The 12646-nt window shown below is 64.3% G+C and carries 11 protein-coding genes; 8 read left to right on the top strand and 3 right to left on the bottom strand.

The annotated features are described in order from the left end of the window. The first annotated feature begins 5 nt into the window (after positions 1-5). Positions 6-992 (top strand): pirin family protein, encoded by a 987-nt coding sequence (locus ABH939_RS17485; RefSeq protein WP_039972959.1) that lies wholly within the window; start codon positions 6-8, stop codon positions 990-992. Positions 993-1032: 40 nt separating this feature from the next. Here the strand turns inward: ABH939_RS17485 and ABH939_RS17480 are convergent, their stop codons facing one another. Genes ABH939_RS17480 through ABH939_RS17470 form a run of 3 tightly spaced genes read right to left on the bottom strand, consistent with a single transcriptional unit; the run spans position 1033 to position 3262 of the window. Continuing rightward, positions 1033-1560 carry a gamma carbonic anhydrase family protein gene (locus ABH939_RS17480; RefSeq protein ID WP_404649890.1) on the bottom strand — a complete coding sequence of 176 codons (528 nt, stop codon included), beginning with the start codon at positions 1558-1560 and terminating at the stop codon, positions 1033-1035. A 44-nt stretch (positions 1561-1604) separates the two neighbouring features. Beyond that, positions 1605-2465: a DMT family transporter gene (locus ABH939_RS17475; RefSeq protein WP_007728407.1), complete on the bottom strand. Its 861-nt coding sequence runs from the start codon at positions 2463-2465 to the stop codon at positions 1605-1607. Beyond that, positions 2462-3262 carry a crotonase/enoyl-CoA hydratase family protein gene (locus ABH939_RS17470; RefSeq protein ID WP_047268912.1) on the bottom strand — a complete coding sequence of 267 codons (801 nt, stop codon included), beginning with the start codon at positions 3260-3262 and terminating at the stop codon, positions 2462-2464. The genes ABH939_RS17475 and ABH939_RS17470 overlap by 4 nt, the downstream gene beginning before the upstream one ends. A gap of 109 nt (positions 3263-3371) precedes the next feature. On the opposite strand from ABH939_RS17470, the gene ABH939_RS17465 reads away from it, so the two are divergent. The 7 genes from ABH939_RS17465 to ABH939_RS17435 are packed head-to-tail and all read left to right on the top strand — an operon-like array spanning position 3372 to position 12604. Beyond that, positions 3372-4193: a TIGR03084 family metal-binding protein gene (locus ABH939_RS17465; RefSeq protein ID WP_404649889.1), complete on the top strand. Its 822-nt coding sequence runs from the start codon at positions 3372-3374 to the stop codon at positions 4191-4193. After that, positions 4190-5911 carry an acyclic terpene utilization AtuA family protein gene (locus ABH939_RS17460; RefSeq protein ID WP_404649888.1) on the top strand — a complete coding sequence of 574 codons (1722 nt, stop codon included), beginning with the start codon at positions 4190-4192 and terminating at the stop codon, positions 5909-5911. The genes ABH939_RS17465 and ABH939_RS17460 overlap by 4 nt, the downstream gene beginning before the upstream one ends. After that, positions 5908-7056 (top strand): acyl-CoA dehydrogenase family protein, encoded by a 1149-nt coding sequence (locus ABH939_RS17455; protein WP_333824343.1) that lies wholly within the window; start codon positions 5908-5910, stop codon positions 7054-7056. The genes ABH939_RS17460 and ABH939_RS17455 overlap by 4 nt, the downstream gene beginning before the upstream one ends. Then, positions 7053-8651, top strand: a complete 1599-nt coding sequence (locus tag ABH939_RS17450; RefSeq protein WP_003941989.1) for an acyl-CoA carboxylase subunit beta — start codon at positions 7053-7055, stop codon at positions 8649-8651. Before ABH939_RS17455 ends, ABH939_RS17450 begins: the two co-directional genes overlap by 4 nt. 8 nt (positions 8652-8659) lie before the next feature. Then, the gene (locus ABH939_RS17445; RefSeq protein ID WP_404649887.1) at positions 8660-10645 is read left to right on the top strand and encodes an acetyl/propionyl/methylcrotonyl-CoA carboxylase subunit alpha; all 1986 of its coding nucleotides are present in this window, start codon (positions 8660-8662) and stop codon (positions 10643-10645) included. Then, positions 10645-11805 carry an acyl-CoA dehydrogenase family protein gene (locus ABH939_RS17440; protein ID WP_003942033.1) on the top strand — a complete coding sequence of 387 codons (1161 nt, stop codon included), beginning with the start codon at positions 10645-10647 and terminating at the stop codon, positions 11803-11805. The genes ABH939_RS17445 and ABH939_RS17440 overlap by 1 nt, the downstream gene beginning before the upstream one ends. A gap of 13 nt (positions 11806-11818) precedes the next feature. Continuing rightward, positions 11819-12604 carry an enoyl-CoA hydratase family protein gene (locus ABH939_RS17435; protein WP_404649886.1) on the top strand — a complete coding sequence of 262 codons (786 nt, stop codon included), beginning with the start codon at positions 11819-11821 and terminating at the stop codon, positions 12602-12604. Positions 12605-12646 lie beyond the last annotated feature (42 nt).

The raw sequence follows: 12646 nt of genomic DNA, 5'->3' as shown, positions 1-12646 counted from the left end.
ACGATATGAGCAACCTCGAAGCGCAGCCCGTCGAGCAGGAATGCGAAGGCCATCCGGCGGAGAGCGAGATTCAGATCCTCACCCCGCGCGACGTACCGCTCGGTGGCCCGCGGGCCATGCGAGTGCGACGCACCCTCCCGCAACGCGAGCGTTCGCTGATCGGGGGATGGTGTTTTGCAGATCATTACGGTCCGGATGACGTCGGCTCAGGACCGGGCATGCATGTGCCGCCGCATCCGCATACCGGTTTGCAGACGGTGAGTTGGCTGTTCACCGGAGAGATCGAGCACCGTGACAGCATCGGTTCCCATGCGATGGTACGGCCGGGTGAACTGAATCTGATGACGGCCGGGAGTGGCATCGCGCACTCCGAGGTGTCGACGCCGAATACGAAGGTTCTGCACGGGATGCAGTTGTGGGTGGCGCTGCCGGATGCGGCGCGCGATACCGCACCCGCGTTCGTTCACTATCGACCGGAGCCGGTGACCACCGATGGTGTCACGCTCAGTGTGTTCCTCGGTTCGCTCGCCGGTGAAACGTCTCCGGTGTCTACCTTCACCGAATTACTCGGTGCCGAGGTGATTCTCGATCCTGGGGCCGAGATCGCCCTCGATGTCGATCGTTCACATGAGCACGGCGTGATCGTCGATCAAGGATCGGTTGTTCTGCGTGGTACCACTGTCGGCTGGGCCGAGTTGGGTTATCAAGCACCGGGTTTCGGAAAACTGACTTTGCGCAATCCGGGATCCGAACCGGCTCGACTGCTACTTCTCGGCGGGAAACCATTGGGCGAGCAGGTCATCATGTGGTGGAACTTCATGGGCCGTACACACGAAGAGATCGTCGAGTATCGACGCAAGTGGCAGGCCGAGCTTGCCTCCGGATTCGACGGCAGCGTCCCGGACCGGCGTTTCGGCGTCGTGCCGGGATACGACGGTCCGGCGCTCCCGGCACCCGAGTTGCCGAACAGTACGTTGCGGCCCCGAGGCTAGTCGTTGCTCTTGCTGCTACCGGCCGCGAGCGTCGTTTCGATCAGGCTTGTTCGATGTCCTGGTGAGCCTTCGCGAGCATGATGTAGCCGGCGCCGTTGGCGGTGATACCGGCCTTTTCGCCTTCGGAGAGTTCACGTTTGACTTTGGCGGGCACGCCGGCGACCAGTGATCCAGGCGGGATTTGCATCCCCTGAGACACGACGGCACCGGCTGCAATCAGTGACCCCGAGCCGATGTGTGCGCCGTTGAGCACCACGGCACCCATGCCGACGAGAACGTCGTCTTCGACGGTGCACCCGTGCAGCACTGCGTTGTGGCCGACCGAGATTCGTTCGCCCAGCACTGCGGGGAACGTCGGGTCGGCGTGCACGGTGCAGTTGTCCTGAATGTTGGTGTCAGCGCCGATGGAGATCGATTCTGCGTCGCCGCGGATAACCGCGCCGTACCAGATGCTGGCTCCCGCAGCGATGGTCACCGCGCCGATAACGGTGGCGTTGGGTGCGATGAACGCACTTTCGTCGATCTGCGGGGTGTTACCGATAACGGTGGCGATGATCGGGTTGGTCATGGTTCTCCTGTGCGTTGGAATGACGTGCTCTGACGGTACCTGGACTACTTCGCTGTGGGTTTTCGATTCATGACGACTGTGCCGACGCCCGCGGCCACCACCAGTGCGATGGCCACGAGTGTGAACGCGTCGAGCGTTTGCCCGATCACGAGGACTCCGGCCAGTGCGGCCGCTGCGGGTTCGAGGGCGATGAGGACGGCAAAGACTTTCTTGGCTAGAGAGCGCAGCGCCCACATTTCCAAGCTGTACGGGATGACGGACGAGAGGACGGCGACGGCTGCGCCTGCGGCGAGCATCGTCGGATCCAGCAGTTCACTTCCGCCCGAGACGACGCCGAAGGGCAGCGTCAATACGGCCGCGACGATGCTTGCGCCTGCCAACCCGTCGGCGCTCGGGAGCGTCGCGGCCAGGTGGGAACCGGCCACGATGTATCCGGCCCACGCAGTAGCGGCGATCAACGCGAACATCACCCCGATCGGGTCCAAACCGGATTCGCCGTGATCGCCCAACCCGAGCAGCAACACTCCGCCGAAGGCGAGCAGCACCCATGCTCCGTCGGCCCACCGACGAGACAGAACTGCGGCCAGGGTGAGCGGTCCGAGGAACTCGATGGTGACGGCCGTTCCGATGGGCACCGTGTCGAGGGCGAGGTAGAAGGCGCCGTTCATCACGGCGAGGGCGATGCCCAGCGCGAAGATGCCTTTGCGCTGCCGGTTCGACCATCTGCTCCATCGCGGGCGGACGATGACGCCGAGGATGATCGCGGCGATCGTCAGCCGCAGCGTCGTGGCTCCGGCCGGCCCGATCTGCGAGAACAGTGTCGTCGCGAATGCCGCTCCGAACTGGAGCGACAGTATCGACGTGAGGACTGCTCCGACCGGCAGTAGCTGACTGCCGGCCTTCATTCTCCGGTGAACTCGGGACTTCGACGCTCGAGCATCGCGGCGACGGCTTCGTGGTGATCTCGGGTGTGGTGGGCGATCGACTGCATGGCGGCCGAGAGTTCGAGCAAGCTCTCGAGGCTCTGGTGCTGGCCCTCGCGGAGGAGCTTTTTGGTCATGCGGAGTACCTGCGGGGGATTGGCGGCTACTCGAGCTGCCAAAGCGTGCGCAGCGGAAAGCAATTCCTCGGGCTCGGTCACCTGCGAGACCAGACCCCAGTCGAGTGCCTTCGCAGCATCGATCGGTTCACCGGTGAACGCCATCTCGGCCGCGCGGGCGTTGCCGATCGCGCGGGGGAGCAGCCACGCTCCGCCGTCGCCGGGAATGAGTCCTACCTTGACGAAACTCTCGGCGAAGACTGCGGCGGTCGAGGCGATGCGGAGGTCGCACATGAGTGAGAGGTCGCAGCCCGCTCCGATGGCCGGGCCGTTGACCGCCGCGATGGTCGGCACCTCACACGTGTACAGCGCGAGCGGGATGCGTTGGATGCCGTGCCGGTAGCCCTGGCGGATCTCGCCGGGTGCGCCACCGAACATGCCCTCCTTGTCTCGCATGTGCTTGACGTTGCCGCCGGAGGAGAAGGCCGATCCGGCCCCCGTCAGAATGACCGTGCGCACACTCTGATCTCGGTTGACCGCGGTGACTGCGTCTTCGAGGGCCTCGATCATGTCGATCTCGGAGATCGCATTGCGGGTGTCCGGGCGATTGAGGGTCCACGTGACCACATCGCCGGTTCGCGAGATCAGTACGGCGTCGCTCATGGGTGCTCCTGGTTGTCGATGGCAGTTGAGCTCAGTCTCTCACCACAGGATTTCGCAATAACAATCATTCGTGCTTGATTTTTATGGATGTGAGTGTGATGCTGGTCGCATGGCCGAACTTCAGACGTTCATCGATGACTTGCGGGCCGAAGGCGAGAGCCTCGACGCCCTGGTTGCGGATCTGCCCGAGGAGAAGTGGGCGACAATGACGCCTGCGGAAGGGTGGACCATCGCACATCAGATCGGGCACCTGCACTGGACGGACAGTGCAGTGATCCTGGCGATCACCGACCCGGACGGGTTCGCGGAGCAGTTGAAGGCGGCGTTCGTGAACCCGGCAGGGTTTGTCGACGACGGTGCTGCCGAACAGGCGGCCCGCCAGCCGGCGGAGTTGCTCGCCGATTGGCGAGCGGGGCGCACCGCTCTCGTCGAGGCGCTCACCGCCGCCCCGGCCGGAACCAAGTTCCCCTGGTACGGCCCGCCCATGGGCGGTGTCTCCATGGCTACCGCGCGACTGATGGAGACGTGGGCGCACGGGCAGGACGTTGCCGACGCACTCGGCGTCGAACGCGCTCCGACGGCGCGCATCAAGAACATCGCTCACCTGGGTGTGCGGACGCGAAACTTCGCGTACTCGGTCAACGAGAAAACGCCGCCCGCCGACGATTTCCGGGTTGAGTTGACCGCGCCGGACGGGTCGCTCTGGACCTGGGGGCCGGAAGATGCACCGCAGAAGGTCACCGGGCCGGCGTTGGACTTCTGCCTGCTGGTTACCCAGCGCGCCAATCGCGCCGATCTCGATCTGGTCGCCGTGGGTGCCGACGCGGACGAGTGGCTCGGGTTCGCGCAGGCCTTTGCCGGACCCAGCGGTGAGGGACGAGCCGCCGTCGGATCCAGCGGCGAGGGACGAGCATCGAAGGTGGGCAAATGAGTTCGGTACGGATCGGTAACTGCTCCGGGTTCTACGGCGACCGCGTCTCGGCGATGCGCGAGATGCTCGAGGGCGGCGAACTCGACTACCTGACCGGCGACTACCTGGCCGAACTGACGATGTTGATCCTCGGGCGGGATCGGATGAAGGACCCGTCGCTCGGCTACGCGAAGACGTTCCTGCGGCAGGTGGAGGACACGCTCGGCCTTGCGCTCGACAAGGGGGTGAAGATCGTCGCGAATGCAGGCGGTCTCAATCCCGCCGGACTGGCCGACGCGTTGCGCGAGGTCAACACCACGCTGGGGTTGAACGCAAAGATCGCCCACGTCGAGGGCGACGATTTGATCTCTCGGGCAGACGAACTCGGACTCGGCTCCCCACTGACGGCCAACGCGTACCTCGGCGCCTGGGGCATCGTCGAAGCATTGTCGGCCGACGCCGATGTCGTGGTCACCGGACGGGTCACCGATGCGTCGGTGATCGTCGGTCCGGCCGCTCACCATTTCGGTTGGAAGCGAGATGATTTCGATCAGCTTGCCGGTGCTGTCGCGGCGGGCCACGTCATCGAGTGCGGAACCCAGGCCACCGGCGGCAACTACGCGTTCTTCACAGAGATTCCCAATCTGGGCCGGCCTGGCTTCCCGATCGCCGAGATCAACGCGGACGGAACCTCGGTCATCACCAAGCACGCCGGAACGGACGGCGAGGTGAGCGTCGGCACGGTGACGGCGCAGCTGCTGTACGAGATCACCGGTGGACGCTATGCAGGCCCGGACGTGACGACCCGCATCGACAACGCAGTGCTCACCCAGGAAGGCCCGGATCGGGTGCTGATCAGCGGCGTCACGGGCGAGGCTCCGCCGCCGCAGTACAAGGTCTCGCTGAACACGCTGGCCGGGTTCCGCAACGAGGCCACTTTCATTCTCACCGGTCTCGACATCGAGGCCAAGGCCGATCTGGCGAAGACTCAGCTCGAATCCTGGCTGACGAAGAAGCCCGCCGAACTGGTCTGGACTCTCGCTCGCACGGATCATCCGGATTCCGACACCGAGGAAACCGCGAGTGCGTTGCTGCGCTGCGTGGTTCGCGATTCCGACCCCAAGGTGATCGGTCGTCCTTTCTCCGCGGTTGCGGTGGAAATGGCACTTGCCAGCTACCCCGGCTTCTCGCTGACGGCTCCGCCGAGCAACGGCCAACCGTACGGAGTGTTCACCCCCGGCTACGTCGACGCGGGATCGGTGCCGCACGTGGCCGTACTGCCGGACGGCACGCGCGTGGACATCGCTCCGTCCACGTTGACGCAGGACCTCGAACCCGTCGGCGAACCGGAGCGTCCGGAGCCGTTGCCGCCACAGACGTCGCTTTCAGTACCACTCGGCACGATCGCCGGTGCCCGTAGCGGCGACAAGGGCGGAAATGCCAACGTCGGCGTCTGGGTTCGCACGGACGATCAGTGGAAGTGGTTGGCGCACACACTGACCGTCGAGATGCTCAAGGAACTGCTACCGGAAGCAGCAGACCTGAACGTCACTCGCTACCAGCTTCCGCACCTTCGTGCCGTCAACTTCGTGATCGAGGGAATTCTCGGTCAGGGTGTCGCCTCGCAGGCGCGGTTCGATCCGCAGGCCAAGGGAATTGGTGAATGGCTGCGTTCGCGCCACATCGACATCCCGATTTCGCTACTCCCCGTAACTGACGAGAAAGAGGATTCACGGTGACCGTGTGGACCACACCGGAAAGGCTTGCGCTTCGCGAGACCGTACGCGGATTCGTGAACCAGGAGATTCTGCCGCATCTGACGCAGTGGGAGCGAGATGGCGAGATTCCGCGCGAATTGCACCGCAAGGCAGGCGCTCTCGGACTCCTCGGGGCCAGCGCACCCGAATCGGCCGGTGGTGAGGGCGGCGACGCCGTCGACTCCATCGTGATCTGTGAGGAGATGCATCACGCAGGTGCGTCGGGCGGGCTGTTCGCATCGCTCTTCACCTGCGGCATCGCGGTGCCGCACCTGATCGCGGCCGGCGACGAGGCGCAGATCGAGAAGTGGGTCAAGCCGACCCTGCGCGGCGACAAGATCGGCTCGCTCGCCATCACCGAGCCCGGCGGAGGCAGCGACGTCGGGCACCTGACAACTACAGCCAAGCGCGACGGCGATCATTACGTCGTGAACGGCGCCAAGACGTTCATCACCTCCGGCGTTCGAGCGGACTTCGTCGTTACAGCGGTGCGCACCGGTGGTCCCGGCGCGGGTGGTGTATCACTGCTCGTGATCGAGAAGGGCACACCGGGATTCACCGTCTCGCGCAAACTCGAGAAGATGGGCTGGCGCGCATCCGATACCGCGGAACTCTCCTTTGTCGACGCCCGGGTTCCGGTGGAGAATCTGGTCGGTGCAGAGAACAGCGGCTTCGCGCAGATCGCCCAGGCATTTGTCTCCGAGCGGGTAGCGCTCGCCGCGCAGGCGTATGCCAGTGCAGAACGTTGCCTGGAGCTGACGCTCGAATGGTGCCGCGCCCGTGAGACTTTCGGTCGCCCCCTGATCAGTCGGCAGGCCGTCCAGAACACCGTCACCGAGATGGCCCGCAAGATCGACGTCGCCAAGGTGTACACGCACTCGGTGATCGAGCGGTACATGGCCGGTGACGGCGATCTGATCGCCGAGGTGTGCTTTGCGAAGAACACGGCAGTCGAGACGGGCGAATGGGTTGCGAACCAAGCTGTTCAGCTGTTCGGCGGCCTCGGATACATGCAGGAAAGCGAAGTGGAGAGGCAGTACCGGGACATGCGAATTCTGGGAATCGGTGGCGGAACCACCGAAATCCTCACCGGCCTCGCGGCCAAGCGATTGGGGTATCAGTCATGAGTGTCATCCGGTCAACACTGGACACCAATTCCGAGGTGTACAAGACCGCAACTTCGACCATGAACACCAAGCTCGCCGAGATCGAGGTCGAGCACGCCAAGGCGTTGGCGGGTGGCGGCGAGAAGTACACCGAGCGGCACCACAAGCGGGGAAAGCTCCTGGCACGCGAGCGGATCGAACTCCTGCTCGATCAGGATTCACCGTTCCTCGAACTGTGTCCCCTCGCTGCGTGGGGGAGTGACTTCCCGGTCGGCGCCAGCACCGTGGTCGGTATCGGCGTCGTCGAAGGTGTCGAATGCCTGATCGTCGCCAACGATCCCACCGTGCGCGGCGGCACCAGCAACCCGTGGACGCTGCGTAAGGGTTTCCGCGCCAACGACATCGCCATGCAGAACCGACTCCCGGTGATCTCCCTCGTAGAGTCCGGCGGCGCAGACTTGCCGACGCAGAAAGAGGTGTTCATCCCGGGCGGGCGTATGTTCCGTGACCTCACTCAGCTGTCCGCGGCCGGAATCCCCACCATTGCACTGGTCTTCGGTAACTCGACGGCCGGCGGTGCGTACATCCCGGGCATGTCCGACCACGTCGTGATGATCAAGGAACGCTCCAAGGTGTTCCTCGCAGGCCCGCCGCTGGTCAAGATGGCCACCGGTGAGGAATCCGACGACGAGGCACTCGGCGGCGCCGAAATGCACGCTCGCAAGTCCGGGTTGGCCGACTACTTCGCCGCCGACGAGCAGGACGCGATCCGCATCGGGCGCTCGATCGTCAAGCGGCTCAACTGGACCAAGAAGGGGCCGGCGCCGCGCGCGGAGATCATCGAACCGCTCGAGGATCCGGAAGAGTTGCTCGGCATCGTTCCGGCCGACCTGAAGATCCCGTTCGATCCGCGTGAGGTCATCGCCCGTATCGTCGACGGTTCCGACTTCGACGAGTTCAAGCCGCTCTACGGTTCCTCCCTCGTGACCGGGTGGGCAGAGCTCAACGGCTACCCGATCGGCATCCTGGCGAACGCACGTGGAGTGCTCTTCAGTGAGGAATCACAGAAGGCCACGCAGTTCATCCAGCTCGCCAATCGTTCCAACACGCCGTTGCTGTTCCTGCACAACACCACCGGCTACATGGTGGGTAAGGAATACGAGGAGGGCGGCATGATCAAGCACGGATCGATGATGATCAATGCGGTTGCCAACTCCAAAGTTCCGCACATCTCGATCCTGCTCGGAGCGTCGTACGGCGCCGGTCACTACGGTATGTGCGGACGCGCGTTCGATCCGCGGTTCCTCTTTGCCTGGCCCAGTTCCAAGTCCGCCGTCATGGGCGGTGCGCAGCTCGCCGGCGTCATCTCCATCGTGGGACGCGCTGCTGCCGAGGCCCGCGGCCAGGTCTTCGACGAGCAGGCCGACGCCGGCATGCGCGCGATGATCGAGAACCAGATCGAGGCCGAGTCACTCCCGATGTTCCTGTCGGGTCGTCTGTACGACGACGGCGTCATCGATCCCCGAGACACCCGCACCGTGGTGGGAATGTGCCTGTCGGCCATCGCCACCGCCCCGATCGAAGGCACCGAGAACTTCGGCGTCTTCCGTATGTGAGGCACGCCGTGACAATCACTTCAGTACTGGTCGCCAATCGTGGCGAAATCGCCCGCCGTGTCTTTGCAACCTGCCGCAAGAACGGAATCGGCACGGTCGCGGTATTTTCCGACGCAGATGCCGACAGCCCGCACGTCGCCGAAGCCGATGCTTCGGTTCGCCTGCCGGGTAACACGCCTGCCGAGACCTACTTGCGGGGTGAGCTCGTCATCGCCGCCGCCAAGGCTTCGGGCGCCGACGCGATTCACCCTGGATACGGATTCCTCTCCGAGAACGCGGAGTTCGCGCGCAGCGTCATCGACGCGGGACTGACGTGGATCGGCCCGCCCGTCGAATCCATCGAGCTCATGGGGTCGAAGGTCGAGTCCAAGAAGATCATGGACGCCGCCGGAGTGCCGGTGCTCTCCGAACTCGATCCCGCCGCGGTGACCGAGGCTCATCTGCCGGTGCTGATCAAGGCGTCGGCGGGCGGCGGCGGACGCGGAATGCGTGTCGTTCGTGAATTGTCGGCGCTGGACGGCGAACTGGAAGCGGCGCGGCGTGAGGCGCAGTCCGCTTTCGGCGACCCGACAGTCTTCTGTGAGCGTTACCTCGAGACCGGTCGGCACATCGAGGTTCAGGTCATGGCCGACCGCCACGGTGCGGTGTGGGCGGTGGGGGAGCGCGAGTGCTCGATCCAGCGTCGGCATCAGAAGGTGGTCGAAGAGGCCCCGTCGCCGCTCGTGCAACGCATCCCCGCCATGCGCGACAAGCTGTTCGACGCCTCGCGGCTCGCCGCCAACGCCATCGGTTACGAGGGGGCAGGAACCGTTGAATTCCTGGCTGACGAAAAAGGCGACTTCTTCTTCCTCGAAATGAACACGCGTTTGCAGGTGGAGCATCCGGTCACCGAGTGCACCACTGGACTCGATCTGGTGGAACTGCAATTGCAGGTCGCTTCAGGTGAAGCACTTCCGGACGATCAGCCGGAGATCCGTGGGCATTCGATCGAAGTGCGCCTGTACGCCGAGGACCCCGCCAAGAACTGGCAGCCGCAGAGCGGAACCGTCCACCACATCGAGTTGCCCGGTGACCCGCAAGAATTCAGTGTTCTGCGTGAGCAGGGCGTTCGCCTCGACTCCGGCGTCGTCGACGGCAGTGTTGTCGGCGTCCACTACGACCCGATGTTGGCCAAGGTCATCTCGTACGCGCCGACGCGGACCGCAGCTGCCCGGCTGCTCGCATCGACGCTGGCGCGCACCAGGATTCACGGGCTGCGCACCAACCGCGACCTGCTCGTCAACGTCCTGGCCCACCCCGCCTTCATTGCCGGAGACACCGACACTGCCTTCTTCGAGACTCACGACCTCGAGAAGCTGTCTACGCCCTTGGCCGATACCGCCGCCGAAAGACTCTCGGCGCTGGCGGCGGCACTTGCCGATGCCGCGCACAACCGGGCGTCGGCCCGCGTCATCGGCCGCTTGCCCAGCGGGTGGCGCAACCTCCCGTCGCAGCCGCAGAGCAAGAGCTACTCCACTGCGTCGGGCGAGTACGACGTCCGCTACTCCCTGAGCCGAAGCGGCGTGCTGAGTGCAGAAGGCTTCGACGACGTGCGCCTGGTATCGGCAACTGCGACCCGGGTAGTGCTCGAGCAGAGCGGAGTACAGCGCTCGTTCGACGTTGCGGCCTACGGGAGTGAGATTTTTGTCGACTCCTCGCTCGGACCCGTCGCGTTGACGGCAGCACCGCGCTTCGTGGATCCGTCGGCAGAAGTCGCCGCCGGTTCGTTGCTCGCTCCGATGCCGGGATCGGTCATCCGCCTCGGTGCCGCACTCGGTGACACCGTCACCGCCGGCCAGCCGATTCTGTGGCTGGAGGCCATGAAGATGGAACACACCGTCACCGCGCCGACTGCCGGTGTCCTGGTGGAACTTCCGGTCGCCGTCGGCCAGCAGGTCGAGGTCGGATCGGTACTCGCACGTGTGGAAGAACCCGATACAGAAGAGGAAGCATGATGAGTTTCATCGAAACCGAAGAGCAGAAGGAACTGCGGGCATCCGTTTCCAAACTGGGTGAGCGCTTCAACTACGTCGACTACGTGCTGCCCAAGGCGCGAAAGGGGGAGCCGCTCACCGAATTGTGGAACGAGGCGGGCAAACTCGGATTCCTGGGCGTCAACCTGCCGGAGGAATACGGCGGCGGCGGTGCAGGCATCTACGAACTCGCGCTGGTGCAGGAGGAATTGGCGGCGCAGGGTGCCGGTCTGCTCCTGGTTGTCGTATCCCCGGCCATCTGCGGCACCATCATCGGCAAGTACGGCACGGCGGAGCAGAAGCAGCAGTGGCTACCCAGCCTCGCCGACGGCTCCAAGATCATGGCGTTCGGAATCACCGAGGCCGACGCTGGTTCCAACTCTCATCAGATCACCACGACGGCACGCAGGGATGGCGACGACTGGATCCTGAGCGGCAACAAGATCTACATCTCGGGTGTCGATCAGGCTGACGCGGTCCTCGTCGTTGCGCGGACCGAGGACTCCAAGACGGGCAAGCTCAAGCCCGCTCTGTTCATCGTCCCCACGGATTCTCCCGGATTCGTGAAGACGCAGATGGAGATGGACATCATCGAACCGGACCACCAGTTCATCCTCTTCCTCGACGACGTCCGTCTGCCGGCCGACGCTCTGGTCGGCGAAGCCGATGCCGCCTTGATGCAGTTGTTCGCCGGCCTCAACCCCGAGCGTATCCTGGGTGCGTCGATGGCCATCGGCATGGGCCGTTACGCCCTGAACGCCGCAGTGAAGTTCGCCAACGAGCGCACGGTGTGGAAGACGCCGATCGGTGCGCACCAAGGTATTTCGCATCCACTCGCGCAGGTGAAGATCGAACTCGAGCTCGCCAAGCTGATGATGCAGAAGGCCGCGGTGCTCTACGACAGCGGTGACGATTTCGGTGCTGCCGAAGCCGCGAACATGGCAAAGTACGCCGCCGCCGAAGCCAGCATCAAGGCGCTCGATCAGGCGATCCAGACGCATGGCGGCGCAGGACTGACGAAGGAATACGGACTGGCCGCCATGCTCGGTGCGGCTCGTATCGCCCGCGTCGCGCCGGTGAGCCGCGAGATGATCCTCAACTTCGTCTCACAACATTCCCTCGGTCTGCCACGGTCCTACTAGGAAGAGGCGACTCATGACGGATCAGGACAAGCCATACGTACGGTACGAAGTATCGGGCGGTGCTGCCACGATCACTCTCGACTCACCCCACAACCGCAACGCGATTTCGACGCGGTTGGTCACGGAGTTGCAGGCTGGGTTGACGGCGGCTGCCGCCGATCCGGCAGTTCGAGCGGTGGTACTCACCCACACCGGTGGAACATTCTGTGCGGGAGCCGATCTCAGTGAGGCCTCCGGTTCGTCCGCATCACCGGAGGGCGCCGTCAAGGAGCGAGGACGGGGGATGCTGACACTCTTGCGCAGCATTCTCGAGCTTCCCAAGCCGGTGATCGGGCGGATCGACGGTCACGTCCGGGCCGGAGGCATGGGTCTTGTCGGGGCGTGCGACATCGTCGTCGCCGGACCGGCGAGCACCTTCGCGGTGACGGAATCACGGTTGGGTTTGGCAGCGTCCATCATCTCGCTCACGGTCCTGCCGAGGCTCGACCAGCGATCTGCGAGCCGCTATCTGCTCACCGGAGAGAAGTTCGGCCAGCACGAGGCCGAATCCATCGGACTCGTCACCGCCGCGTCGCAGGACACGGAGGAGTCGATCACCGAACTGCTCGGCACCCTGCGCCAATGTTCACCGCAGGGACTTGCCGAATCGAAGTGGATCACGACGCGTTCGGTCCTGGCCGGATTCGACCGGGACGGCGAGGAGATGATCGCGCAGTCGGCTCGGCTGTTTTCCTCTGACGAGGCTCGTGAGGGCATGATGTCTTTCTTGCAGAAGCGTCCAGCAGCCTGGGCGCAGTAGAAACTGCGCAGCTGGGACACAGAAGCGCTGGAACACAGAAGT

Origin of the sequence: Rhodococcus sp. 27YEA6 (assembly GCF_044908235.1) — a bacterium.
GTDB lineage: Bacteria > Actinomycetota > Actinomycetes > Mycobacteriales > Mycobacteriaceae > Rhodococcus_F > Rhodococcus_F qingshengii.
This window is presented reverse-complemented; position numbering and strand designations above follow the sequence as displayed.

Coding starts and splice junctions, on each gene's coding strand:
- ABH939_RS17485 (WP_039972959.1), top strand. CDS start 6: ATGAGCAACCTCGAAGCGCAGCCCGTCGAGCAGGAATGCGAAGGCCAT.
- ABH939_RS17480 (WP_404649890.1), bottom strand. CDS start 1,560: ATGACCAACCCGATCATCGCCACCGTTATCGGTAACACCCCGCAGATC.
- ABH939_RS17475 (WP_007728407.1), bottom strand. CDS start 2,465: ATGAAGGCCGGCAGTCAGCTACTGCCGGTCGGAGCAGTCCTCACGTCG.
- ABH939_RS17470 (WP_047268912.1), bottom strand. CDS start 3,262: ATGAGCGACGCCGTACTGATCTCGCGAACCGGCGATGTGGTCACGTGG.
- ABH939_RS17465 (WP_404649889.1), top strand. CDS start 3,372: ATGGCCGAACTTCAGACGTTCATCGATGACTTGCGGGCCGAAGGCGAG.
- ABH939_RS17460 (WP_404649888.1), top strand. CDS start 4,190: ATGAGTTCGGTACGGATCGGTAACTGCTCCGGGTTCTACGGCGACCGC.
- ABH939_RS17450 (WP_003941989.1), top strand. CDS start 7,053: ATGAGTGTCATCCGGTCAACACTGGACACCAATTCCGAGGTGTACAAG.
- ABH939_RS17440 (WP_003942033.1), top strand. CDS start 10,645: ATGAGTTTCATCGAAACCGAAGAGCAGAAGGAACTGCGGGCATCCGTT.
- ABH939_RS17435 (WP_404649886.1), top strand. CDS start 11,819: ATGACGGATCAGGACAAGCCATACGTACGGTACGAAGTATCGGGCGGT.